General features: G+C 39.6%; 25 protein-coding genes, 1 tRNA gene and 1 other annotated feature. Of the genes, 2 read left to right on the top strand and 24 right to left on the bottom strand.

From position 1 onward, the window contains the following. Positions 1-50: 50 nt before the first annotated feature. Together MHI27_RS14635 and MHI27_RS14630 are read right to left on the bottom strand one after the other, a co-directional pair. On the bottom strand, positions 51-1,148 hold the full coding sequence (locus MHI27_RS14635) for a phosphotransferase (protein WP_405176586.1): 1,098 nt from the start codon (positions 1,146-1,148) through the stop codon (positions 51-53). An 89-nt stretch (positions 1,149-1,237) separates the two neighbouring features. Then, a complete protein-coding gene (locus MHI27_RS14630) occupies positions 1,238-2,794 on the bottom strand; it encodes an ABC-F family ATP-binding cassette domain-containing protein (protein ID WP_042188035.1) in 1,557 nt (518 codons plus the stop codon). Positions 2,795-3,024: 230 nt separating this feature from the next. Between MHI27_RS14630 and MHI27_RS14625 the strand changes: the two genes are divergently transcribed. After that, positions 3,025-3,609 (top strand): AAA family ATPase, encoded by a 585-nt coding sequence (locus MHI27_RS14625; RefSeq protein WP_379423455.1) that lies wholly within the window; start codon positions 3,025-3,027, stop codon positions 3,607-3,609. A 118-nt stretch (positions 3,610-3,727) separates the two neighbouring features. Here MHI27_RS14625 and MHI27_RS14620 read toward each other — a convergent pair whose 3' ends face one another. The 6 genes from MHI27_RS14620 to MHI27_RS14595 all read right to left on the bottom strand — a co-directional run bounded on the left by MHI27_RS14620 (position 3,728) and on the right by MHI27_RS14595 (position 11,103). Then, positions 3,728-5,761, bottom strand: coding sequence for an acyltransferase family protein (locus tag MHI27_RS14620; protein WP_405176585.1), 2,034 nt, complete (start codon positions 5,759-5,761; stop codon positions 3,728-3,730). A 184-nt stretch (positions 5,762-5,945) separates the two neighbouring features. Beyond that, positions 5,946-6,407 (bottom strand): NUDIX hydrolase, encoded by a 462-nt coding sequence (locus tag MHI27_RS14615; RefSeq protein ID WP_405176745.1) that lies wholly within the window; start codon positions 6,405-6,407, stop codon positions 5,946-5,948. Between the two features lie 36 nt (positions 6,408-6,443). Beyond that, positions 6,444-8,243: a DUF2201 family putative metallopeptidase gene (locus tag MHI27_RS14610; protein ID WP_339248030.1), complete on the bottom strand. Its 1,800-nt coding sequence runs from the start codon at positions 8,241-8,243 to the stop codon at positions 6,444-6,446. Positions 8,244-8,245: 2 nt separating this feature from the next. Next, complete coding sequence (locus MHI27_RS14605) at positions 8,246-9,307, bottom strand: AAA family ATPase (RefSeq protein ID WP_076298997.1); 1,062 nt, start codon at positions 9,305-9,307, stop codon at positions 8,246-8,248. A gap of 75 nt (positions 9,308-9,382) precedes the next feature. Further along, positions 9,383-10,366, bottom strand: a complete 984-nt coding sequence (locus tag MHI27_RS14600) for a phosphotransferase enzyme family protein (RefSeq protein WP_405176584.1) — start codon at positions 10,364-10,366, stop codon at positions 9,383-9,385. A 203-nt stretch (positions 10,367-10,569) separates the two neighbouring features. Beyond that, a complete protein-coding gene (locus MHI27_RS14595; RefSeq protein WP_339271158.1) occupies positions 10,570-11,103 on the bottom strand; it encodes a YdhK family protein in 534 nt (177 codons plus the stop codon). Positions 11,104-11,279: 176 nt separating this feature from the next. Here MHI27_RS14595 and sleB point away from each other — a divergent pair, with 176 nt between their 5' ends. Continuing rightward, positions 11,280-11,921, top strand: coding sequence for a spore cortex-lytic enzyme (sleB, locus tag MHI27_RS14590; protein ID WP_405176583.1), 642 nt, complete (start codon positions 11,280-11,282; stop codon positions 11,919-11,921). A gap of 45 nt (positions 11,922-11,966) precedes the next feature. Here sleB and MHI27_RS14585 read toward each other — a convergent pair whose 3' ends face one another. From MHI27_RS14585 to MHI27_RS14510, 16 genes are all read right to left on the bottom strand, one after another. Then, entirely contained in the window at positions 11,967-12,233 is a 267-nt protein-coding gene (locus MHI27_RS14585) for a CD3324 family protein (RefSeq protein WP_405176744.1), read from the bottom strand. Positions 12,234-12,356: 123 nt separating this feature from the next. After that, positions 12,357-12,429, bottom strand: a tRNA-Phe gene (locus tag MHI27_RS14580). A gap of 53 nt (positions 12,430-12,482) precedes the next feature. Further along, positions 12,483-12,723, bottom strand: a binding site (T-box leader). Between the two features lie 86 nt (positions 12,724-12,809). Continuing rightward, positions 12,810-13,343: a GNAT family N-acetyltransferase gene (locus tag MHI27_RS14575; protein ID WP_405176582.1), complete on the bottom strand. Its 534-nt coding sequence runs from the start codon at positions 13,341-13,343 to the stop codon at positions 12,810-12,812. Next, positions 13,340-13,843: a GNAT family N-acetyltransferase gene (locus MHI27_RS14570; protein ID WP_405176581.1), complete on the bottom strand. Its 504-nt coding sequence runs from the start codon at positions 13,841-13,843 to the stop codon at positions 13,340-13,342. The genes MHI27_RS14575 and MHI27_RS14570 overlap by 4 nt, the downstream gene beginning before the upstream one ends. A 179-nt stretch (positions 13,844-14,022) precedes the next feature. Beyond that, the gene (locus MHI27_RS14565) at positions 14,023-15,039 is read right to left on the bottom strand and encodes a zinc-binding dehydrogenase (RefSeq protein WP_405176580.1); all 1,017 of its coding nucleotides are present in this window, start codon (positions 15,037-15,039) and stop codon (positions 14,023-14,025) included. A gap of 144 nt (positions 15,040-15,183) precedes the next feature. After that, positions 15,184-15,789, bottom strand: a complete 606-nt coding sequence (locus MHI27_RS14560) for a TetR/AcrR family transcriptional regulator (protein ID WP_042188018.1) — start codon at positions 15,787-15,789, stop codon at positions 15,184-15,186. Positions 15,790-15,883: 94 nt separating this feature from the next. Beyond that, positions 15,884-16,150: a CD3324 family protein gene (locus tag MHI27_RS14555; RefSeq protein ID WP_042127555.1), complete on the bottom strand. Its 267-nt coding sequence runs from the start codon at positions 16,148-16,150 to the stop codon at positions 15,884-15,886. A gap of 189 nt (positions 16,151-16,339) precedes the next feature. Next, a complete protein-coding gene (locus MHI27_RS14550) occupies positions 16,340-17,734 on the bottom strand; it encodes a protoporphyrinogen oxidase (protein WP_042188016.1) in 1,395 nt (464 codons plus the stop codon). 171 nt (positions 17,735-17,905) lie between these two features. Beyond that, positions 17,906-20,509, bottom strand: a complete 2,604-nt coding sequence (locus tag MHI27_RS14545) for an ABC transporter permease (protein ID WP_405176579.1) — start codon at positions 20,507-20,509, stop codon at positions 17,906-17,908. After that, positions 20,506-21,189: an ABC transporter ATP-binding protein gene (locus MHI27_RS14540; protein ID WP_042127549.1), complete on the bottom strand. Its 684-nt coding sequence runs from the start codon at positions 21,187-21,189 to the stop codon at positions 20,506-20,508. Before MHI27_RS14540 ends, MHI27_RS14545 begins: the two co-directional genes overlap by 4 nt. Positions 21,190-21,284: 95 nt before the next feature. After that, complete coding sequence (locus tag MHI27_RS14535; RefSeq protein ID WP_405176578.1) at positions 21,285-22,286, bottom strand: sensor histidine kinase; 1,002 nt, start codon at positions 22,284-22,286, stop codon at positions 21,285-21,287. A gap of 1 nt (position 22,287) precedes the next feature. Beyond that, positions 22,288-22,971 (bottom strand): response regulator transcription factor, encoded by a 684-nt coding sequence (locus MHI27_RS14530; protein WP_405176577.1) that lies wholly within the window; start codon positions 22,969-22,971, stop codon positions 22,288-22,290. Between the two features lie 169 nt (positions 22,972-23,140). After that, a complete protein-coding gene (locus MHI27_RS14525) occupies positions 23,141-23,941 on the bottom strand; it encodes a GNAT family N-acetyltransferase (RefSeq protein WP_405176576.1) in 801 nt (266 codons plus the stop codon). Between the two features lie 96 nt (positions 23,942-24,037). Next, the gene (locus MHI27_RS14520; protein WP_405176743.1) at positions 24,038-24,781 is read right to left on the bottom strand and encodes a class I SAM-dependent methyltransferase; all 744 of its coding nucleotides are present in this window, start codon (positions 24,779-24,781) and stop codon (positions 24,038-24,040) included. A gap of 17 nt (positions 24,782-24,798) precedes the next feature. Continuing rightward, positions 24,799-26,010: a DUF2812 domain-containing protein gene (locus MHI27_RS14515; RefSeq protein WP_405176575.1), complete on the bottom strand. Its 1,212-nt coding sequence runs from the start codon at positions 26,008-26,010 to the stop codon at positions 24,799-24,801. Next, on the bottom strand, positions 25,991-26,338 hold the full coding sequence (locus MHI27_RS14510) for a PadR family transcriptional regulator (protein WP_405176574.1): 348 nt from the start codon (positions 26,336-26,338) through the stop codon (positions 25,991-25,993). The genes MHI27_RS14515 and MHI27_RS14510 overlap by 20 nt, the downstream gene beginning before the upstream one ends. Positions 26,339-26,383: the final 45 nt, after the last annotated feature.

The following is a 26,383-nucleotide window of genomic DNA, read 5'->3' as shown; positions in this document are numbered from 1 at the left end:
GGAGCTCCTTTAATAGGGGCTCCTTTTTCATATCTAATGAGAATTAAGAACTATGTTATCCATAATTTCAATGTCTCTGCTTCTAGCGTCATTTTTTGATGAATAATAATGATTTGCTCTAGCCGATTAACCCGCTCCTGAAGATTAGCGTTTAACAGGTCAGATTGTAGCTGAGCATTTAGAGAAAAGTATTGTGGCACTTCCCAGACACTACGTAAAGCAGTGCTTAAACAATAACCATATCTTGCAAGGGATTCGTCCCCCTGCCATCCGCTAGCCTTTAAACCTTTGATATACGAATGGAATAAAGACTCTTTGAATTCCTCGTAACGATGGATAGGAATCACACCAAGACTCATATTTACGCCAAACATTTTACCAAGATCTTCACCTAAACCTGATATGCTCATAAATTGCCAGTCTATCAAGACTAACTCTCCGTTTTGAGTTAACAGCATATTCATTTGACTGAGGTCCTGATGGGCTAATACTCGCGGCAAGCGATGGAGAGCATTCAAGTTACTGTCTATCCGCTTCGTGAAGTCTTGGAACCAAGCCCAAAGGCTTCGGTCATTGTCTCTATGTAATTGATGAATATATTCTTCAGGGTTAGGTGCATACATTTTACTCGAAGTAGTCCATGATCTAAGCCAGCTTCTACATATCCATTGGTTATTAGGAGTGTTCTTTCCTGAAAGATAAGCTCCATTAAATCGGCCTAACCGTTCAGCGATAAAATCAAACTGCTCCTTCGTATGCGCATATTCCCCGTCTATTCGTTCCATCCATAACCATACGGTACCATCTACTTGTTCTTCAACAAGATAACACTTAGGAGCTTGGATTGAGCTAGGAAGCTCATCCAGAATCTTAGATTCAAAGACTAGGGCTTCTCGTCGCCAGTAATTGTGATGTGCTGGATCCTCTTTTTCTACACTATCAGACTTGATGATTTTTAATATGATTGACCATGGAAGCTGCTCGTGATTAACTATTGCCAGACCATGAATAGAAAAGATACCCGCTGTTGTAAAGTTAGGTGTTTTATAATCTAAATCCTCGCATGTGAAATTGACTATTTCTATTTCTTGTTCTCCAAAAATTCGTTGAACACTGATGTTAAGCTGATCCATTTTATTCTCTAACACATAGACCCTCCCCACTATCCATAAAAAAGCCTATAAAGCGTAACTGATTCGTTAACACCTCATAGGCTTGTTCAATAAAGATTTGCTTATTAGAATACTTTTGTTGTCCAATCTTCGCAATTCCAGATATCGGTGACAATGTCTTGATAAAAATCTGGTTCGTGAGAGATCATGAGAATGCTTCCCTTATATGCTTTCAGCGCACGTTTCAGTTCATCTTTGGCATCGATATCCAAGTGGTTCGTCGGCTCATCTAATACGAGAATGTTCGTCTCACTGTTAATGAGTTTACATAGACGTACTTTAGCTTTTTCTCCACCACTTAGAACAGCAATCTTACTTTCGATATGTTTCGTGGTCAGTCCACATTTGGCAAGGGCAGCACGTACTTCGAATTGTGACAGGGATGGGAATGTATCCCAGATCTCCTCGATACAAGTCTTGTAATTGCCTTCTTTCATTTCTTGCTCAAAGTATCCAATCTCTTGATGGTATCCACGTTCTACCGAACCGGACAATGCTTGGATTTCACCTAAGATGCTGCGAAGCAAGGTGGTTTTACCGATCCCGTTCGCACCGACCAACGCGATCTTTTGTCCACGCTCCATTAACAAATTTAGCGGTCTGGACAACGGTGTGTCATATCCGATAACCAGTTCTTTAGCTTCGAAAATCATCTTGCCCGCAGTTTTACCTTCTTTAAAGTTAAACTGTGGTTTTGGCTTCTCTTTTGCAATCTCGATGATTTCCATCTTGTCGAGCTTCTTCTGTCTGGACATTGCCATGTTACGGGTAGCTACGCTGGCTTTGTTACGTGCAACGAAGTCTTTCAGCTCTGCAATTTCTTGTTTCTGACGGTTATAAGCAGATTCAAGCTGTTGTTTTCTCATTTCGTAGACCTGTTGGAATTGCTCATAGTCACCCACATAACGGGTCAGCTTTTGATTTTCCATATGGTAGATCAGGTTGATAACGCTGTTCAAGAAAGGCATATCATGTGAGATCAGAATAAATGCATTATCATACTCTTGAAGATAACGTCTCAGCCATTCAATATGCTGCTCATCCAGATAGTTCGTAGGCTCATCTAGGAGCAGAATATCTGGTTTTTCAAGCAACAGCTTCGCAAGCAGGATTTTGGTACGCTGACCACCACTAAGATCAGCTACGTCACGATCCAATCCAATATCTGTGATTCCTAGACCGCGCGCGGTTTCTTGGATCTTCGCATCGATCATGTAGAAATCTTGATTTGTAAGCGTATCTTGGATCGTACCAACTTCTTCAAGCAGCTTTTCCAACTCTTCAGGCGACACGTCACCCATTCTGCCGTACATATCATTCATCTCTTGCTCAAGATCAAAGAGGTATTGAAAAGCGCCTCTGAGTACATCTTGAATGGTCATGCCTTTGGTCAACACTGCATGCTGATCGAGGTAGCCAACACGGACCCGTTTGGACCATTCGACTTTACCTTCATCCGGTTGCAGCTTTCCTGTAACAATATTCATAAAAGTGGATTTACCTTCGCCGTTAGCGCCGAATAATCCGATATGCTCGCCTTTTAGAAGACGGAATGAAACATCCTTGAAGATCGCACGATCTCCAAAACCATGACTTAATCCTTCTACATTTAATATGCTCATTTATGGACACCTTTTTCTTATTTTTCTCGCTATATTATAAGCAGGATTACACAAAAACTCAATGGAGAAGCAAAAAAATATCATATTATGGACCGTAACGCGAAATACATCAGGTTCTCAAAACCTACGGTAGATGAGGATTTTACGCTGGCGATTACTCATCTTCTTTTATATGATAATATTTAGAGATAGACTGTAGCAATGAATTGAGGTTCTAAGGAGAGACAATGATGAACAAACTTGTATTTTTTCTAGGGCCAGCTGGGGCAGGCAAAACGACATTAGCTAAAGCGATCGCTTCCCGGCGTAAAGTACCCTTCTTTGATATGGATATTCTATTACGTCCAGCGGCTGACGCCATTATGACCTTTCACGGATTGGACCCGGCAGACAGAGACTCTGCCGATTACAAAAGATTATGCCGTGATTTGGGCTACCGGATTACGATGGATGCAGCGCTAGACAATATAGGCCTGAATGTAGATGCATTTGTGGTTGGGCCATTTACTAAAGAAGCTGCCAACCCTGACTGGATCAGCAGTGAGTTATCTCGAATCGGACGTTCGCTGCAAGATGTTGAGGTTAAAGTTGTCTTGGTCGAACTAGCCAATGAGGAATTGTATCGGGCACGAATTCACGATCGACAATCACCATTAGATGAATGGAAGTTCCAGCATTGGGATGAATTTCGCAAATCATTTGGAAACCGCAGTGTGAAGTGGCCGCTTCCAAGTTCTAATGTGAAGGTGATCGACAATTCTAATCCTGACATAACGAAGACTGTGGCTGTTGTGGAGCATTTTATCTACGACTAGGAATTAATTAGCTTTTCAATGATTATTCGTTTACGAAAAATAAAGACCGGCAAAGAGAGAACTCTCTTGCCGGTCTATTAAAATATAATATCAAAAAGTTTGGAGATTCAATTAATTCTTACTTACTTTCCAAGGCTTTCGCAAGAAGTGAGGCGTAACACTTGGAGCCCTCTGGTTTAAGATGCACACCATCTTGGTAGAAATAATCGTCTTTTCCTTCACTTGCAGAGTACCAGTCTACTACGGTCGTATTACTATATTCACTGGAAACTTTTGAAATATTGTGATTCACATTATTCTCCCATTTTCTTGGAACCCGTGTATTGACCAAAAAAATCTGCTCAGCATCACTTAATGAATCCAGTAAATTACGTAATTGCTTTGAACTAAAGGATCCGTTAGTCCCAAGCTCGATTATAACCTTTTTACCCAGCCGGCCTTGAGCTTTAAGCTGATCCACTACCTCCTGAGCTTTAGCCATCTGCCGACCGATCTTTCCCTCGATGACAATGCCAGGTAATTCCTCTGAAAGGTATGGTGCTGCATCCAAAATGACAGAATCTCCAATGGCCGTAACATCCGTTCCAGCTTGACTCTTCTCAGCCACAGGTTTCTTTTCTTCAGGAACAGATTTTTCCACTTCTGATTCAGGCTTTGCTATTTCTGTATTTGTAGTTCCCACCTTAGTATCAGCTTTTTTTACTTCAGGTTCAGTTGTAGCTGTTGCCAAGGCTGGTATTGATGGTTTATCAGTTACATTTTCGTCTATCGCTTTATGATCTGCGGGATCATTCTTTCTTCCCATATCTTGTTGTTCTTGCTGCTGCAGTCGTTGTTCTTGCTGTTGCAGTTGTTGTTGTTCATACTGCAAATCTGCCAATTCGATCGCAGACGTATCCGATCCAGCGTTTAACAAATAACCTTTGCATGCGATTGGGATAAGAATCACAGCAATAATAGCCATTAAGAAGCCTGGACGAAGACCACCCCTTCGCTTTACACTGATGTTCTTCCAAGTTTCTTTAAATGAACCTCGACGAATGGGCTCCTCCACATACTTATATGACAATGCAGCTAGAAGAAAACTTACTGCTACCTGAATGATGATCCGAAGCATGCTGCTTTCTTCAGTACTCACATTCGGACTACTAAGGATAATGACTGGAAAATGCCATATGTACAAGCTATATGATCGCAGCCCGATCCAACGCAAAGGTTTACAGCCTACGATCGATCCCAGACGGCTAGCAGGATGAGCTAGAACGGCAATAACTACAGCTGCAATCAAAGAAATCACTAAAAACCCACCACGGTAAAGTAAATCATCGAACTCATTAACCTGATTAAAAAGTACCAACAATAGAATGAGTCCTAATCCCCCTACAATATCAAGCACACGCCGAGCCGGTTCTGAGACGTTATCATTAAGTTTCTGACTTGGCCAAGCAACTGCAAGTGCTGCTCCAATGAGAAGCGCAAATAAGCGGGTATCCGTTCCATAATATACTCTACTTGGGTCTGTCCCCGGTACGTAGATCAATGCCATGGCTAAAGCCGAGACTGCTGCGCAAGCCATAATCCATGCAATAAGCTTACCTCGCCGACGAGCGATTTTCATCACGATGATGAGAACTATTGGCCATAGAATATAAAACTGTCCTTCAATAGAAAGCGACCATAAATGTCCGATAGGAGATGGTGGGCCAAAGCTTTCAAAATAGGAAACATTATGAAATATTAGCCACCAGTTATTGAAATAAAATAAGGAAGACATAAAGTCACCCTTGAGCCCAAACAATCTTGATGGTTCTATAATTAAAAGCCATATGGCAACCACAAAAAGCATAACGGCCATCGCAGGCAACAGCCTCCGCGCCCTACGAACCCAAAAGTCTACAAGGTTCAGCCTTCGATGCCGCTCCCACTGGCTAATGATTTGGTCAGTAATGAGATATCCGGAGATTACAAAAAATATTCCAACGCCGAGAAGTCCACCCTCAGCCCAATTCAGATTCAAATGATATGCGATTACAGCGAGTACTGATAAAGCCCTTAGACCATCAATTCCTGGCACATAACGCCTGCCGCCTACAGATTGTATAGAAGACTGGCTCCTCATATTATTTCTGAAAAGCTTCGTGTTGTCTTTCATAATGTTTCAGTCCTTACCGTCGATTTATCGTTCATAAGTAAGACGCTGTAAACGTATGAAAAGTTCTGTAATCAACTGAAAATGTTATAAAATAAAAAAAAGTATGAATGGTTGATCGTAACATTTGTTCATTTTACTCCCTACATTAACTCAGAGGTTTCATTAGCTAGGATGCAGGAGACCTCTAATAAGTTTGCTGATTTTCTAATTTAAATATTACTTCTTCTACTTCTTTGCCCTGTAACTCTACGTAAAACGGCTGCGCATCATCATTTAAACAATACTCCAGCCGCAGTCTGAGGTTTTTCCATGTGACCATTTCCAATGCTTGTTCTATCGAGAAAAACCCAACTTCTAAGCTCTCGGAACTAGTAGCAGGTTCGCCGCCGATGGCTTTCCCTAGAAATAGGTTAGTACAAATAGATCGATCAACATTTTGAAAAACTCCGCAGAACTTATTAATCTCTATATCAATGCCCGATTCTTCTTTGGCTTCCCTGATTGCTACTTCTATAAGGGACTCCTCCTCTTCAACCTGTCCGCCTGGCATCTCCCATCCTCTACGTGGACCTTTTATTAATAAAATCTCTCTTTGATCATTGAATACAACGGTAGCTGCGGAAAGAATATGTTTGGGGGGATTCATATCCATTGTTACCTCGCTCTAAATTTATTCTAAGCCCTAATTAATTCTGAATACAGGTCCTTTGGGTGAGAAAGGCAAGTCATTTCCCTTGGGCAAAATATAAGCATGGTCTCTTTTAATGGTCAGCTTGTCACAATAACCATCTGTAATAATTAGAAGCGGTCCTTTTTTCGGAAAATCCTCAGCTTGTTGAATCAAATCAATAGCTGGTTGTAAGATCGTTCCCCCTCTTCCCTTCACTTGTACTCGATCTGCGATAGCCTCGGGGGGCATGTAACCTGCATCATAAGGACAAGCATCACAAAAGATAATCCGTGCAAAAGGAACATCACGAGCCTGCGCATAACTTGAAATGGCCCCTAATGCTTTGGCCAGAAGCTTTTTATCCATTGAGCCTGAGGTATCTAAAATAACTCCAAAAGTGCGGCCATCATCTGCAGCACCGCTATGAACCCATTGTGGTCGAGGGATATCAGGCGTAGAAGATTGACGTCTGCTAATTCGTGAATAAGATCTGGTCTTCTCAAGCGGTGAAAAATAATGATCAAACCACCGAGCAAGCTCTACATCCCATTTAATAGGTGGCTGGCCCAGCGCTCTAATCTCTTCAACTAGGCCTGACGGTAAAAGACCGCGACTTTGCTCTTCATGATACATAAGTCCTTGCTGCATCGCATTTTTACAGAAATCATCTAGCGTCTGTCCTTCTCTCGCATCCCAAAAACTTGATGAACCGTTATCTAAAATGTCACCAAGTCCATTCCCTCTCAAGGTTGCCAGTTTCTTATAAGTGCGGATATCTCCGACCATACGATCATAAATCGTTTCAGCAGATAAACCTTTAAGCTCAGGATCTAATAAGAGTCCAATTCGCGGATACTCCCCTACACTCATTTCTACTAGCCATAGATTTATTACGTAGTCACAAGCTACATTCCAAAGATAATGATCCCGGCCAAGACATCGCTCGTGATGCTGAAGCCCCGCATGCAGAAGCTCATGCGCCATCACGAAAATACACTCCTCGTCGTTTAGTCCGGCTGCAGGGTTCATAAATATTTTGCGCTCAATAACGTCAATGGCAGCTATGGAAATATCAAATCGCCGACATATCGCTGGATCTTCTATAATCTCAAAGCCGGCGGCAAGCGCACCTAATAAAGGATATCTGTCCATAAACCATCGTTTTGCACGTTGTGGAGCGGTTAATGAAAGTGCAGGGTCACTAATAGTATTAGCATGGCCTCCAGCAACACTTACTGCATTCGTCACAGCATTAGATAACCCATAAGCAAAATAGGCTTCCCAATCCGGTGCTTTTCCCCAGTATCTTTTGGTGGTTTCTCTAACATTCATATCCAGTTTTGAAACACCCGCAGTCCCAAAATATCTGGAGGTGTCCGGAATTCCTTTTATCATAAATTGCTCGTAAAGCTGTTGTTCATCTTTAATTGTAAGATCAATTCGCGACTCCATATCTGCGGGTACTTTCCCAAGTTTCAAGTCATTTAAAAACTTTGCTATGTACACATCACATGCAACGTTCCACGCCACTTGATTCTCTTTACTCTTTAAATGTCCAAGACCTAAATGAAGAAAACAATGTGCCAAAACGTACATCCATTCGGCAACCTCGCCACGCCTTTTAGGATGAGTGTAAATATAACCGTTATTAGTGACAATTGCCCAGCCGTCTTCAGGATAGGGACTATTTTCATTATGAATAATCGAAGCTCGAACAGATAACGGTGCAAAAATAGGATGATCCGCGATTAATGAACATGCTTCATTAAAATTTTTCAAAGCGGGATTATCTGGAGTTGTTTTTTTAGCCATATTTACCCCCGCTCTTTTATTGCAAGACGTGGTAAATCACGTACAATTTCAACCATTAACCAATCTGGAATATTATCACTTTGCTCCTGCTTAGCAACTACTAGCTGTGCAATTTCAAAGCTAATGACGGACAGGTCTTTAATCAGCTTTTTAACAGTGTGTGCAAATTGGCGATGTCCATCTCGTACGTTATCTTTAATCGGAGGGAGTTCTTTGATAATCTGGGCACGCAAGGATTGCGCCAGGAAATACAGGAGATCCCGATCTTCTGGAGCCGTTGGAAATGAGGATTTACCATCTATAATTTGATTAAGTTCATATTTTCCAGTTAGATTTTTATAAAAAGCCCTGAATTGTGTGGCGTGAGAAGGTGTCAGTGAACCATTCGCTAAAATCCCCACGGCATCCACATTTATATCATCCCCAAACTCATGTAGTGCATCACTAAGCATATGCCAAGAGCGTGGCGTGGAGAAAGGCTCTTCAGTCTTTGGAGGTGCACTCCACAGATGATCGGGACGCAATTCCAGATATTCAATAACCATAGGATGAATGCTATTCTCATATGCCCAAGAGATCCAATTCTGAAAAGATACATTTAGCTGTATATGGAACATCCGATTGATAAGCGCGGAGGACATAGGTTTAACAATTGCACTATCTTGTGCACGGTTACCAGCTCCTATTACTATAGAGCCCTCAGGTAGGTGATAATCGCCGATGCGGCGTTCGTGGATAAGACTATAAAAAGCTTTTTGCACCTCTTGAGAACAGGCATTAAGCTCGTCTAAGAACAAGCAATACGGTTCGTCCCGAGCAATCATTTTCGGAGGACAAAATTGGCTCTTGCCGTTAACGATTTGAGGTACCCCAATGATGTCTTCCGGTGCTAGTTGAGAACCCAGAAGAGAAACACATGGCAGACCCACCTGATCAGCAAAAGCTTCTACAAGAGAAGACTTTCCAATACCAGGCGCCCCCCAAATAAAAACAGGGCGGATCACAGAAACGTTTAGAAGTACTTGCATAAGTTGAATAGGTGTTACAGGAGTTGCTAGGTTCAAATAAATGCTCCTTTTTTATATGATATATCCTCATTATCTATTCTAAATATATTAAAAACTACTTAAAAGGATTTATTAAAGCTCTAAACAAGCTTTGTCATTTAGGGCATCCTGAATATTACGGGCAAGCCACTCTCTATCCTGCTCACGCTGTGACTCCGAAAACTCTTTAAATAACAAAAGCACTAATTCCAGTCTGCGCTTTTCAATAAAGAGCGGGAGCTCTTCTAGCCATTTATTGTCGAGTGCATATTCTCGATTATACCCTTTCATAAAAGACGTCAGCATGGCTGACGCAAGACTAGAAGTTCTACTCTGCTCTACCTCCGGTTTTCGCCAATCCCCAAAGATGGTCGAATAATAAACGGCAATGGCAATATCATGCACCATATAGTCGTATCCGCAATCATCAAAATCAAACAAGGTGATCTGCCCCTCATGCACGAAGAAATTACCCGGATGCAAATCACGGTGACATAGTCCATAGCCTTCTCGATTCTGCGGCAACTGGTTAATCCAATCATTTATTTGAAGCAACTTTTCAAAAAGCTGCTGTTCAACAGTACCAAAGTTAGCAAAGTCAAACTCTAGCTTACCCTGATGTGGTCTTGCCAGAACAGTCTCTGGATTGTATTGCAGAGTTAAAGCATGCATTCTTCCTGTTACCTCACCCCATTGCTCAAAAAGCTCCGTTCCCCAATTGGGATCGGAAGCATTAACATGACCACCTGGTGCTTTCTCCATTACACAGATCATAAATCTTTCCTCATCTTTGACTAACGTTTGTACCAAGCTGCCATCCTGAAAGGGAATGGGACGAGCCAGTTGCACGCCATGCTTTGCAAGATGGTCCATAAAGTCAAGTTCAGAGATGACCATCTCCTGCTCCTGATGAGAATGATGTGTTACACGTAAAATAAATTCATGATCATCTTTTGGAAAGCTATAGACAACATTTTCAAAGCCACCAATATACTTTATCGTTGTCCAATCGACTTGAATCTGTTGTGCAGCTTGCTTAAGCATTTCTTCATCGAATTTCACCTGCCAGTTAGGCATTTCAATCACTCTCCTACCTTCTAAGAAAACATCAATTAAAATGGTATATTTTGTATATGTGTATTTTATAAAGTTATCTTAACACTTCTCTACCAATAAAAGAAGCAATCAAAAAGGTAGGAGCAGCCTAGAACTTTAACAAAGTCCATGACTGTTCCTACCTTAATCATCTTTCATTACTTTTGAGCTTATATTTCTATTGGTTACTTTATTGCTGAAAGCTCATCTTCCGTTACCCATTTATGATTTTTCACTTTATCTCCACCCGTAGTAGGTGTGTAATCAATCATATATACCGTGGTTTGTTCCGCTGCGTTAATCTGAGCCGTTGCACCTTTCATATCTTTCATATGGTCAGCTTCCATTACGACTTCTGAGCCGGATTCATAGGGTTTATCGGCTGCTTTTTTGATTTCTTCATGAATAATCCACTTATGATTTGTAACTGGAAATCCGCCTGTTGCGGGCCTATAAGAAACGATATACGCAGTGGTATCAAAAGCTCCAACTATCGTTGCTGTTGCCTCTTTCATACCTTCCATATGGTCCGCTTGGATAATCGCTTTACTTCCTATTTTAAAAGTAGGATTCTCTGACACCTTCAAATTTTCGGGTACGTCACTTGAACTAGAGTGTGAGGAATTTTCCATTATCTTATTGCCATAACTATTATCATTACCACATGCGCTTAGAGTGAGTGCAGCTGCGATTATGAATAGATATAATTGCTTTTTCATATATAAAACCTCCGAAGTTGATGTGCCTCTGATTATTCATTTACCCATTTCATAGGATCACAAACCTAATGAAGTTTTTTCGAAAATGTAAAATGGATTATTAGATTACCAATAAATGAGTGTTGTCTCAGTTATTGAAGGTTATTTATAATGTTTTCTGAAAGGAGGCTACTACAATGAAGACTAAAATATTCACTTTGTTGCTTCTTTTGGGTCTGGTAAGTATGGCTACTATGATTGGTTCTGCTAGTGCTGCTCCGGTATTAACCGTAGGGAGTTCTTCTGGAGATGTGTGGGATCTTCAGTATCGATTAAAAACTCTGAATTTCTATACTCAGCCTTTAGATGGTGTATATGGAGCACAAACGAAAGCTGCCGTTGCTAAATTTCAAAAGGCCTACGGATTAAACGCCGATGGAGTTACTGGTACAAAAACTTGGAATGCTCTAAAAAAATACACGCTTAATATTGAGGAAATGGATATTTTGGCGAAAGTAATCTACAGTGAATCGCGCGGTGAGCCTTATAAAGGACAAGTCGCAGTTGGTGCTGTAGTTATGAATCGCATACAATCTAGTCAATTTCCAAACAATATAAAAAACGTTGTATTTCAAAAAGGCGCATTTACAGCCGTATCTGACGGCCAGTATTGGCTTACTCCAAACCGGACTGCCTATTTAGCTGCTCTTGATGCTGTCCGAGGTTGGGACCCAACAAACAATTCGATCTATTATTTCAATCCAGATACAGCTACTAGTGCATGGATCTGGACTCGTCCTCAGAACTTAAAAATTGGTAAGCATATATTTGCGAGTTAACGCTTCAAATAAATGTAATAGCCGGTCAACCCTAAGGTTGACCGGCTATTTTTTAGTATAAACAATTTTCTTAATACTATCTTTAGAAAGACAGTATTCACCTGAGAGCTGGTCGACGGTTGCACCAGCAGCAAACCTCAGGCAGATCTCAATATTTCTTGATTCCAAATATTTTCTACTCCCTGACTTCTCACACCATTTTACATGTAATTCTTCAGGCTTTGGAACGTAGACCATACCACCGTTTATATATTTCTGTATTTCTTGTAGTAACTCTTTAGGGAAGACTGTATCTGCATTTACATATTTCATTACATATTTCATAATTAATCTTCTCCTTAAACTTTTCAAATTAAGATGAAATAACAAACAACCTGTCTAACCATAATGGTCGGACAGGCTGTTTTTATAGAAAGCTTGCTATTAAAGTTAAGATGGCTCGGAACGGGATCGAACCGCCGACACTAGGATTTTCAGTCCTATGCTCTACCAACTGAGCTACCGAGCCTTGCAGGGATACAAATATTTCTTCTAAATGGAAACAAAAAGACCCCTCGTCCGAAAAGGGACGAGGAGCCGCGGTACCACCCTAAATTAGAACTATTCTGTACAACAAACAGAAATGTTCTCACTTAAATATTTAACGGTTAACACCGGTACACCTCTACTTGCCAACAATGGTTTCAAGGGACTGCTCCGGAGTGAACTTCGATCAACCCTTTTCTCTAGAAACGCTCTCAATCTCCGGCGTTTCCTCCCTGTAAAGAGGTATTGAACTACTTTTCTCCATCAAAGCATTTGTTTTGATATATAATTTTTCTAATTGTAAGCCCTAATCCACTATAAGTCAATAGAAGAAATAATTCCCTCATTTCGATTTGATTAGCTTTATCCATTACAAAAATTAAAAATCATCTTTAATTCATTATCAAAAGACTTCTTACATTCTTCTTGAAAGCTATTACCAGTATATTCTTTCAGTGTCTTTCTCCAAAAATGCTGGGCTCTCCTATTAGTAGCTGTGGGATTGGTTTGTAGCTCCCATTTTCCAATATGAAGATTAAATACCTCCTTAGCCGCACGTTCAGCGATTCCCGTACCTCGGAAGGGCCGCAGGATAAAGAATTCGTTTAAATAAAATTCACAACCTGGTGGTGTATGAGGTGGTGTCGCTACTAATGCAAAGCCAGCAGGAATTCCATCCTCTTTTATTAAATAAGGATATAAAATCCCCGGCTTCTCCCACCATATGTCGAAGACTTTATTCTGTTCATTCAGCGTCTGTGTTTCATCATCCTCGTATACCCCGTATTGATTAGGAAGATTCCCCCATATCTCTGATAGATCGTGTAAGTATAGTGGGTAGAGATTGTTAATCATAAACTTCGTTGTGCTGTCAGTTAATGTTACGGTGATATTCATTTCGTTCTTCCCCTTCTATCGAATGCTTGAATATATTTTTGGAGATCACTCGAATAACGTTCTGTATAGTTGTCTTTTGTATAATCCTTAAGAACTTTTCGCCAGAATGCTATGGCAGATTTATTATTTTCCATTTGAGCTAGTTTCCATTTAGCTTCTTTAAATAGATCAAGTGTTTTTATTGCGGCAGCAGTACCTATTCCATTTCTCCTGTATTTCTGCAAAATCATAAAGTCATAGATCACATGAGTTGGATCTGGGTCTGTATCTAAGTTTTCAAAAAGAACAACCACAAATCCAGCTACGTTTCCTGAAACCTCAATCAAATATGGATTCCATCGATGATCCCCTTCCCAAAAATAATCAATATTCACCTCGAATTCCCCATGCCCGTTCACATCTTGATCTGTAAATAAACTGAAATCATAATTATAAAATTGATATAGATTAGACAATATCTCTTTATTTTCAAACGTTACTGGAACAAGATTAATTTCCATCGTACCTCCACGTTTTTTCTCTAATTTCACTTCTATACTCAGTATAATTACGACCACACTCTAGTAATATGCCATATTTAATTTGAATTAAATTTTATATGACGTCATTATTCTTCTAAAATAAAAAGAGTTCACCTGAGTTTTACACTCAAATGAACTCCAATATAATTACCTGATGATTAAGTTAGATCTACAATAACCTTGATCGTTTCTTTTGCTGCAATGGCTTTATCGAAGGCGGCTTGAATATCCTCTAATTTATAAGTCTGTGTCACCATTGTAGAGATATTCGTTTTCTTGTCGTTTATATGTTCAATTACCTTTACAATATCTTCATGTGTGTATCCACTAGCTCCAACTATGTTAACTTCTTTACTCATCACTTGAGCAAGGCTTATAGGTACTTCATTTTTATAAACGGCAATGATTGCTATTCTTGCTTGTGGCTTTACAATCTGCATCACTTGTTCAAATAATATTGGAGCGCCCGCTGCGTCCACAAAAGCATCTACATTCGGTACACTCACACCGTATACGTTCACTTCGCCGAAGTGTTTGATTAAACCCTCTGCTAATGTTTCAGTCGACGTATTAACTGTTAATGCGCCTAATTCTTTTGCTTTATCCAAACGCCAGTTGTCAATATCCACTACGCAAACATCTTTAATGCCTTCACCAATTAATCCTGCAGCTGCAGATAAGCCAATAGGACCAGCACCAAGAACTACGATTTTGTCTCCATGTTTGGGCAGTACGCTAAAAGCGCCATGGAAGCCTACGCTCATGGGTTCCATTAATACGGCCTCTGTTGCCGAAACGGAATCATCAAATTCATAAAGGTTATAATTAAGTGCTGCATCTTCAATTAAGACATATTGTGAAAAGGCTCCTACCTCCAACGAATAACGACGACCTGCACGTTTTGCAGTAATTGGATTCACACCTACACGCATGCCAACTGCCAAATCGGTTTCCGCATCAGGACCTAATTCGACGATTTCACCAAACATTTCATGTCCAAACTCTGAGCCGAAACGGATACCCATTTCTGAGCCTGCTTTTACTATATTGATATCTGTACCACAAATTCCACCAGCTAAAATCCGAACCAACGCATCTTTTGCTCCTACTTGAGGCATCGGACGCTCTTCTATCCCCACACTATTTTGACCGTGATAAATGCCGACTTTCATCATTCATTAACACTCCTTAATACTATCTATTACTTTCATGGTAGTAGTTATTAAGGAGCTAAGCAATCTACAATAATACTGAAAGCGTTAATAAAGCAACAGTTGATAAATATGTGTTAATTAAAATTTAAATAGTGAAACAATTCACTATATCTTTTTATTATTTGCAGGTATAAATGGATTTAACTGTATGATTCGTTCTGCTAAATATTTAGGTGTATAAGGCATATCATTGCCTAGCCACATGGAAATTGTACCAATGATAGCCGATGTTCCATACCAAGCTGCAATATCAGATGGAGTATCGACGGTTAAGAAATCCTCTGTTTTTTGAATCGATTGTTGTTCTGTTGTTGTTAATATCAATTCATATAACAGATCCATCAATTTCGGTGTGAAATAAGGAATATTTTTGGTTACAAGCAACACCTTATACATATGAGAATTCTCTGCAATATGCTCAAGCAATAAAATCAGCGAGGTAAGTTCATCCCCTGGTTTATAGGATTCTTCAAATTTATCAATGAGTATTTTCTTTAAATCTGCTAATAAATCATCCAAGATACTATCAATCAAATCATTAATATCTTTGTAATGTAAATAAAATGTGGCTCGATTGATTTCAGCCTTTAGCGTAATAGCGTTGATCGAGATCTTATTCAGTTCTTTCTCTGCTAATAAATCTATAAAAGCATTCCGGATTGCTTTTCTTGTCTTTCTTATCCGTAAATCTAAGTATGTTTTGTCTGCCATGTATCTTCCACCTCGTAGTTAATGAACATACTGTCAATTATAATACAAAAAGCCACGTCAGAGCTTCCTCTAACGTGGCTTTTTGGGATTATAGCTATTTTTTTGTGTAAACAATCTTCTTAATACTGTCCCTTGATAGGCAGTATTCATCTGAAAGCTGGTCAACCGTTGCTCCAACGGCAAACCTTAAACAAATCTCAATATTTCTAGATCTTAAGTATTTTCTGCTCCCTGACTTCTCGCCCCATTTTACATGTGCTTCTTCAGGCTTAGGGATATACACCAAACCACCGTTAATATATTTCTGAATTTCCTCTAATAATTCTTTTGGAAAAATCGTATCTGCATTTACATATTTCATAGTCGCTCTGCTCCTTAAACTTTTTTTGAGTTTGAAGGTAGCAAAGTCTATTCTAAAAACAACCCTGCACAGTGCACTGGCGGTAAATCAATTTTTATTCGCTCTATACAAACAACCGCCGTTGTTTATAGTCTAGACTTTGCATAGAGCTTATCGCTAATTTTCTCACTATTGTCCGCCCTCCTTTGTTTAATGTGTAATTACTTGTTCCAAAATGCGTTCCGCTGTCTTCTCTCCATTTGCAATACAATCAGGAATACCCACACCATAATAAGAACATCCAGCAAGGATTACATTCGGATAATGATCTGCAATCTTCTTCTCTAAGGATACTACAATCTCGTGATGGCGTTTGTGGTAATTTGGCATAACATCATGCCATTTGGTCACATCGTGGGTAACTGGATGTCCAGTAATTCCAAGACTGGTCTGTATATCATTCAACGCCACCTTTAATAATTCCTCTTCTGAAAGCTTAATCAAGGACTCATAATGCGGTCCTGAGCTTTTATAAAAGAGTCTGACAAGCAGACGTTGTTGACCAGACGTGTGCTCCCACTTGCGACTTGTCCACGTACAAGCATTACAAAGAACATCGTCACTGTTGGCTGTTATAAACCCTGTACCGTTCGCTGGCAGTTGACTGTCAGGGATATCAAATCCTATATACACACTAATCATAGAGCTGTTAAACAACTGTTTGAAATCTTCATTCAGCGCTTCGTCTTGAAGTAATGCTTGTGCAGTAGAATGCATCGTTCCTAGTACGGCAAAATCGCTCTCCAAGATTCGTCCATCTGCCAGTGTTACCCGGTACCGTTCTCCATCCTTTGCAATGCGCTCTGCCCGAATCCCTTTGATGATCTCAACATCGGACAGCTGTTCTTCCATGGCATCAATCAGAGCAGATACGCCACCCTTAAAAGACATAAACTTCTTATCGCCGTTCCCCTGGAATTTAGCCTTATTCGCGGACAATCCCTGAATAATACTTCCATATTCATTTTTATAATCAATCAAATAAGGAAGGGTCGAGGCAATGGTAAGTTCGCTCAATTTCCCGGAATATACACCTGATAGGACAGGTGATATTTGCTTCTCGACAAGTTCTTTTCCAAAGAAAGCTTCCAGAAAATCACCTACAGAATCGTTTTTCGTAAAACGATCATTCGGAGTATAGAAATCTTTAAGTGCTTCAACTTTACCTTCAGCAGAGATCAAATCTGTAGTAGCAAGCGATTCAATACTGAGAGGGATGCCAAAGACTGCATCTTTAGGAATTTGCTTCAGCTTACCTTCTGTGTAGATGTATGATATTCCTGTCGCGTTATATACAACCTCATCCTGAATGCCTAATTCTTCAATCAATGGTGCTACATTTGTCTTGCGAGTGACAATTGAATCAGCACCAGACTCCATGATGAAGTCATCATGCTGAAGTGTTCTGATTTTGCCGCCCAGTCTATCGCTGGCTTCAACCAAAATGATTTTTACATCCAACTTATTATGCTGTATAGATTTCTGTAGATAGTAAGCGGTAGACAATCCAGTAATTCCCCCGCCAATCACGACGACCGTTCTCAAGCGTTGACACCTGCCTCTAAAGTTATAATCTGTTAAATTCAATTGAATACATTATATCATAGGGATTTATATGTAATAACATACCGTTCGTGTCATATATGACACAAAACACCCCCAAAAAATATAAACCTTCAGAAAAGTCAAAAAAGCCGCGATTATCGCGGCTAATCCTTATATATTCTCCTGTTTTAAAGCATCAATAATATTTTCCTTCTTCACTTTTGAACTGGAGTACAGCATAGCTGAGCTAACGATGATAAATACAGCGACTATGACATACAAGATACTCATCCACGGAAGTGCGAATCCATAGGAGAAACTACTCATCATGGATCTAAAGATCAAGTACATCACGACTATGCTAATCGGAAGCCCGTAAAGTAGTGATTTTATCCCATAGAAGATACTTTCATAATTAATCATTTTATTAAAACCGTTTGGCGTCATCCCTACAGACTTCAACATCGCAAACTCTCTTTTCCGAAGTGATATGCTAGTTGATATCGTATTGAAAATATTCGCAATCGATATTAATGTAATCAAAGCAATAAAACCATAGGTAAAAATAGACATTAACATGATCATCTGCTCACTATTTTGTCTATTTTGAAACACATTTTGAACATAGACATTCCGCTCTTTCATCTCTTCAATGGCTTGTTGTGTCGCTAATGGATCAGAGCTGTTCAGGTTTAGTCGGCTTTGTATATCGTTACTCATCGTATCATTTGTTAATTGATCGAAGACTTGGTCAGAGACAATGATGTTTAATCCACCAACTTGTGCTGAATGAACACCCATAGGGCGTTTATCAGTTAATGCGACGATTTCTACTGGTGGTAATTTCGTCTCTTTCTCTGTGTTCCAATCCGTATAAATTAAATCAAGCTTCTGACCGATTTCCGAATGAAGAGCTTTGGTCTCAATAATTTTTTTGGCGTTCTCATCCTCAAAGGTGACGGTATCATTCACAATAGCTGACATCTGATTGAGATCCGTTAATTGTTCATAACTTACACCGACGGATTCTGCATAGGTTCTCAAACTCTGATCATTTAGGGCATGGATCTGAATGTAGTAAGGATATTTCCCATTCTTTAAAATACTGCTATCCTTCTCCACGATCTCTTGCAATTCTTTTGCCATATCTTTTTCATCAATCCATGAACTCAAGCTTAGTTCCCTGACCACATTATATTCCGTTATATTAGGTAAGGCAGATATCGATTTCGTCAGCTGAGCTACTTTTTGAGCGTCCTCAGTCCCCATATAAACTTGGATATCATAGTTCAAACCATCCTGTGAGAGTTCTACCGACTTTCTCATATTAGAAGTGAACGAAGATACGGATAAAAATAAAACGATACTAATGACAAGTGAGAATACGGTTGCTTGGTACCTGCGTTTATTTCGCTTTAAATTCTTCAAACCAATCTCTGCTTCAATTCCAAACAACTTGCGAACGAACTTGGATGTTTTCACCGCTTTACCAGAGAGCTTAACATCGGTTGATTGTCTGATCGCATCAATTGCCGAGATCTTTGAAGCTTTTCGGGCTGGAAGATAGGTGGATATAAAAATCGTCATAATTGAAACTACACAAGCGGTTAGAAGAGATAGAGGTGTAACAACCAACGTTAATTTTTCTGTTATCCCTAATACATCTTGAATCATCGAATTGATAAACATAAAAGTGATCCCGATTCCTGTAATTCCGCAAAGGATCCCAATAGGTATACTAATTAAACCGATGATCATCCCTTCAAAAAACACTGAATTCTGCTTCTGCCTCTTTGTAGCACCTACGCTGGAGAGCATTCCTAAATGGCGTGCACGTTCCGAGACAGAAATTGCGAAAGCATTATAGATTAAAGAAACGGAACCAATGATAATCACAGTCATAACGATGACTGACAATGAAAGAAGTGTGTTACGTAAGCCATCGTTATTCGTCACACCATAATAGCGGAGCAGACTATTATTATAAGAGATCGACTCGATATTGTTTTCTTGTGCCAATTCCTCTGCATGCTTGTATATGGAGCTATCCACCTTATTTAATACAACCGTCGCTGTGGTTTTTTCAGCTGCTCCAATCAAGCTTTCATCCACATAACTTAGAGCAGTATAACCCGGAGACCATGTTGGTTCCCAAGTAGGGCGCTTTATCACTCCCACAATCGTGTAGTTCATTGGTTTTTTATGAATGATCTCTTCATTCAGGGTATCCTCTTCAGTCCGTAATCGTTCGTTCTGAGATAAGGGCTGCCCACTATTTTTATCATCCCTAGTGACTCGCTCTCCGACATCGAGAGTTAAAGTTTCACCAATCTTGTATGTTACTTTAGCGTTCTTTGCAATTTCCTCAGAAATGACTACTTCATAGTTAGTCTTCGGGAGTCTTCCATCCAGAAGTTCAATCGGAAATTGTTTAAAACCAGCTAAATTATATTCCTTAATATACCAATAGGGCTTGTTCTCATTCTGTCCCCCCTCTAAAGGGGCATAGCCACGATCATTTGAGATGACAAGTGTTTTCGTTGCATCATCCGCTTCTATCGCTTTAAGCTGAGCTTTAGTAACATTTCTATATTGGACATGCCATTCTCCATTTGTTGAGATACTCTGCTGCCTCATTAATTCCATAAATGAAAAACCAAGCGTTGCCACAGCCGTCACCATAGCCACAGAAATGATGACTCCAATGATAGTAACCAATGTTCTTCGTTTATTTTGCTTCAAATGTCTAAGCGTTAATTTATTTACGATATTCACGGACGAATCACCTCATCTTTGGCGATCCTTCCATCTTCAATGGTAATCACTCTATCCGCTTGTAATGCAATCCGTTCATCATGAGTAATGACAATCAGTGTTTGATTATAGGTTTTATTAAACATTTTTAATAAATCTATAATTTCACCACTGTTCTTACTATCCAGATTACCGGTTGGCTCATCTGCCAGCATGATTGCGGGATTACTAATTAACGCTCTACCAATAGAGACCCGCTGTTGTTGCCCGCCTGAGAGCTGATTCGGGAGATGATTTAAGCGATTCTCCAAATTTAACGCCTTTACAGTATCCGCAAATTGTTTCTTATCTACCTTGTGCTGATCAAGGAGTAAAGGAAGTGTGATGTTCTCTTCGACCGTTAAGACCGGTATAAGATTATAGAATTGATAAATCAGCCCAATTTGTCTGCGTCTAAAGATTGCCAGCTGTGTTTCATTCAATTCATAAATATCCGTGTTATCTACGAATACTTTGCCGCTTGTCGGTCTATCCACTCCGCCTAATAAGTGCAGAATGGTCGATTTCCCGGAGCCAGATGGCCCGATAATCGCTACGAATTCACCTTTTTTAATTGAAAAAGATACATCATCCAGTGCCTTTACCGCTGTTTCGCCTTTTCCATATGTTTTAGACAGATGTTCAATCTTTAAAATGTCCATTGTTAGACCTCCATTTGTTGATGAGATCAGTATATCTGTCTACAATGACTATCCAGTGACTCTAAAGTGACATTCTAGTCACTAAGCTACAAGTGCTAAATGACTTGCTTATAAAATTTAATCTGAAATTGTGTACCTTTTCCCACTTCACTCTTCACATCGATCGTTCCGTTTTGTCCTGTGATAATGCTTTGTGCCAAGGCAAGTCCAATCCCTACACTATCTTCGCTTGCATTCTTACCTTTATAGAATCGTTTGAAGATATAGGGGAGCTCTGCCTTTGGGATTCCTTTGCCGTTATCTGTAATGATAATTTCCGTAAACAGTGCATTTTCTGCAAAAGAAATCGAAATTTCTCCCCCAGCAGGTGTGTGTTCTACACAATTTTTCAGAATATTAATGATCGCCTCAGTTGTCCAATTGAGATCGCCCATAAATGTGGTGCTATCAACTCCATCAATCAAGACCCGTTGTTCTTTAATATCCATTGGAATTAACATGGGCTCCAAAGATTTTTGAACTAGCTTGATCACCAGAACAAGATCTTTTTTAAAATGAATGGTTCCTGCATCGATCTTGGAGAATTTTAATAAAGAGGAGACCAGCCAGCCAATTCGTTCGAGTTGGATCGTAATTTTCCGGGTAAACTCCATTCTCTTCTCAGTTTGCAGCTCAGGATCACTTAATAAATCTGCCATCACAGTCATGGATGTAAGCGGGGTTTTGAGCTGATGAGAGATATCCGAAATCGCATTAGTAAGCTTCATTTTATCTTCTTGTAATTGCGCACTCTGCTCGGATAACATCAGCGTCACTTTATAAATGTCATTCTTCAGGATACTAAGCTCACCTTCCTGATTATCACGAACATCGAGCGAATAATTCCCACTACTGATTTGGCGTAGATACCCTGAGAGCTTTTCAATTTCACCATATCTCCAGCGGGTAAACAATACACTGCAAGCTATAAGCAAAGCTGAAGTCCCAGCTATGAGCCCTACCGCCTCTAACGATATAAATGTCGCCACCGCTGTAGCCACAAGACTGATCAAGCACATCGTAAACAATAACCATCTAAATTCTCTATTACGAAGCATCCTAATCACCTACCTTGTAACCCAACCCTCGAACTGTTTTGATCAGCGTTGGTTCTTGGGGGTTATCTTCTAACTTTTCCCTAAGTCTTTTTATGTAAACCGATAATGTATTGTCGTTCACGAATTCACCTGCCACATCCCAAATCCGTTCTAACAATTGATTTCTTGAGAGAACCTGACCAACATGGTTAGCAAAGATCAGTAATAATCGATATTCTAATGCGGTCAATAGCACTTCATCGCCGTTCTTATAAACCTTTCCTTCAAGCGTGTTAATCCGTATATTCTCTAATTCGATATTGGATTGGGTCTGAGCCTGCTTGTTATATCTCCTTAAGACGGATTTAATCCGCGATAGCAGCTCCCGAATCCGAAAAGGCTTGGTTATGTAATCATCTGCCCCCATATCGAGTCCCATCACCACGTTGACCTCATCATCAATCGCCGTTAAAAAAATTACCGGTATATCACTTTGCGCTTTCACGATCTTGCACAATTCATAACCGCTGCCATCCGGCAGTGAGAGATCAAAGATGCATAAGGTGAGCTCTGATAACCGCTCAGATAACACCGCTTTGGCTGAGGTGGCGTCATAACATAGAAGGGTTTTAAAATGATCCTGCTGTAATGAATATTCAAGTCCTGATGCTATCGTTCTATCGTCCTCGACAAGAAAAATTTTCATGGATGATCATCCTAACCTTATAATATATTCAATCGTTCTATTCGTTCCGATGATCATTCTCTCATAATTATAGAGTTATACCAAATTACAATTCATATTAAAGTATTTACAACTCCACGGTAAATATAATAAAAACGTCTACTCCATGGAATAGACGTCTCTAAAAGGATTATATTGCAAAAGCACCACACTTATATTGATGTATCTGCTGAAACCCTAGCCGTAGTGCCGATTTTTTCGAAGCTTCATTATCAGTAGAACAATCCCAGTAAGGAATAAAGCCATTGGCAAGCACATCTTCAACTACTAGCGTCGCTAAATGTGTCCCCACTCCTTGTTTCTGATATTTAGGAAGGGTTTCAATTCCGATTGCGTGTGTATCCTGTGTAACAAAACTAGAATAACACACCCCCATAATTTCAGATCCCTCAACTGCAGCATATCCGTAGCCTTTTTCAGCAAAGTCTTCTTTCGATGACCAGAATAAATCAATATTTTCATGTACAAATTCTATATTCTTTAGATCTGAGTTCTCCCAATCCAGCATTTTAAGATTTATAGTTCTAATCCCATTAGTCAGCGTCGTAGGCGGCTTGTGAAGTAACTTGAACACCATCTGTTCAAACGGATATAGCTTCCTAGAAGGAAACATCAATTCCAGATTCCATTCATCATGTTGACCAGAAACTTCGAAATGTTCCATCCCGAGTTCCTTCATTCTAGGTACAATATGATCTGTTACATAACTGTCCAGTGCATGGATAAAGGCTTGATTGGTGTGATCGCCAATAAGATAAAACCCTTCAATCCCCTGACTCCATACTAACGCACTCTTTGGTGCTGTAAGTTGATCGACAAAGATCCAACCAGGATTATTGCCTTCAATCACAGAGAGAATTTCGGGATGGATATGCTCTCCATGAAGTAGTGGCTTCACTTTATAATAATCCTCATGAGGTATTTCATGCATACAAACACTCCCCTTATTATCATTGCAAAATGCTGTATACATAAGTATAAAGTAATCGTCCTTCATCGGTTGGTAAAGTTCATTCATAACTGAAAATTACTGTCCACGTATAACTGTTTTTCTAGCCTTAATTATTAAAAATGAAGGTCTCCTTCTTTCATTTATTAATTTGGGCATCTTCTCAAGACCCTCAAGGCTGGATTCAGGTTCAACAATTCCTTCAATAGTCAGTCCATTTTGGATCAAAGTATTAAGTAATGTTGAAAGTTTTCTATGATATTTTATGACACCATCGATTCCCCAAAACTGTGATCTGAGACCTTCTTCTCCATAATTATCAATAGGCCAATGTAGGATATTTTGATCGGAATCTTTAACCCACCCACTTTGAATCTTATTTGATAAAACAACAGGATGCTCTGTTGAGAATACCAAGTAACCATTGGGTTTAATCCATTCTGAAATCCTACTAATGAGTGTTTTATAATCCTCGACATAATGAAAAGCTAACGAACTTACAACCAAATCAAATTCATTTCGATTAAATTCGATTTCTTCCATTGAGCCCTGTATATAACGGATCTCAGGTCGTTTCCTTGCCATAGCTAACATCTTCACTGATATATCTACACCTGTTACCTGTGAAGCATGGTTATCAATCATATAGTTTGCCATTTCACCAAAACCACAACCCAGATCGAGAACATTTAAATCCTGTAGGTCTGGAAGTAACCCTCTTATTGCAGGTTGTTCAATAAAGTCATTGTATGTAATTCTTGACTCCCTTAAGTTCTTATACATTTGAAAAAACTCAGGGTTGTCATAAATGTTCTGTTGCATCATACACCTCCACGATATTATTGATGATGTTTACGAAGTCGGTTGTAATATAACCAAGTCCGACTAACATATGATCCAAACATTAGAATTAAGATGGCGTACAAGATCATATTTATGATCTGCAATCGATCCAGGTTAGAATAAGTCGATAATCTTACATTTAAACCAATGATATACATATATAAAATAGTGAGGGGTAAGAACATAGCAGAATACGTTAAAGCTATACGTCTAGCTAGTTTCAAGTGATTTAACTTATCGCTGTATATTTGCGGTTTGGCTTTACCTGGTACATATTCTTGGCCCCATAAAACCCATTTCTGACTCCATGAACTCGAATGATACAGGCATATCCAGCCAGAATCCGTATGAATGTTGAAGTAATTGGTATCAGCAGTATTTTGTAAGTCCGCACAATAACACATCTTACGAGGCTTCCCTTTTTTAAAATAAAAGGCAGTTCCTGTTTTGCCAACGCTGTACAGATTATATCCCTTTTCTTCCATTCCCTCTAGCCACTCTTCAAGCCGATCCGGCGAATACATCCATCCAATCTTCCACTTCAAAACAAGTTGACCTGAACTTTTCAAACGCTTCTCTTCATTCTTACTTAGCCTGTCTTTCAGAGGGGATGTCCCCTGACCATTTTGCTTGTTTGGTTGTATGAATTCCCCTGTTAATCTTTGGTTCGTCTTGTTTAATGTGATCAGCGAATATACGGTGAAAATGCATAAGATAATGCTAAGCCCTAATGCAGTAGCGGGAATAAAACCAAAAGGTCCGTTGAAGACATTAAAATGACCAGACTTGGAAACACTCAATGCTATCGTACTTATTAAAATTACATTGAGTAATGCAACCATTAAATAAATCAATATCCCCATAAAAATATACATGATCTTCTTGTTATGCTTTACGATTCCCTCTCGATCAGGGAGAGCTCTAATCTGTTCTAAAGGCAGCCGATTCATCGTCACAACCCATTTGCCGCTCTGTAACACCTTCGTCCATCCGAAATTTAATAGACCCTTAGAGAGGGATTGGTTGGGAACTTTATCGAATACGATTCGATAGTTTGCTGCTTTCGGTTCGCCCTGCTGAAAGTAAAAACATCTATTTAAACGGTTGATTCGGATAAGTTCGTAGCCTTTTTGGGCCATAGAAGCTAACCATTCTTCAGTTTTCTGAACATCATAACTCCAAAGGGGTCTAAATATTTTGATAATCATCTAAGTCACCTCCATATTTTGTAGCATTCTCATGTAGCTCTTTAAGTCTATTAATCTCCGTAGCAAGAATTAGCATCCCTATGTCTGTTCTTTCATAAACTGTTTTTCTCTCCTCATCAGCAAAAACAGTAATCATCCCATCTTTTTGCATCTTCGTTAACGTGCCATAAACTGTACCTGAACCTAACAAAAGACGTGCTTTCGTGATTTTCTCCACATGCTTCACTATTCCATATCCATGACGTGGTTCATCTAAGGATAAAAGAATATAGAATGCTGTTTCAGTCATGGGTACGTATTTCTTCAATACTTTCTCAGGGTTCAACATGCCCAGCTCCCTTTATTTATACGTCGCATTTAAATATGTCTTAAC

The sequence above is a fragment of the Paenibacillus sp. FSL H8-0261 genome (genome assembly GCF_045040645.1).
In the GTDB taxonomy this organism is placed as follows: Bacteria; Bacillota; Bacilli; order Paenibacillales; family Paenibacillaceae; genus Paenibacillus_AQ.
The sequence above is the reverse complement of the archived record's forward strand: the minus strand, read 5'-3'. Positions and strand labels throughout refer to the sequence as shown.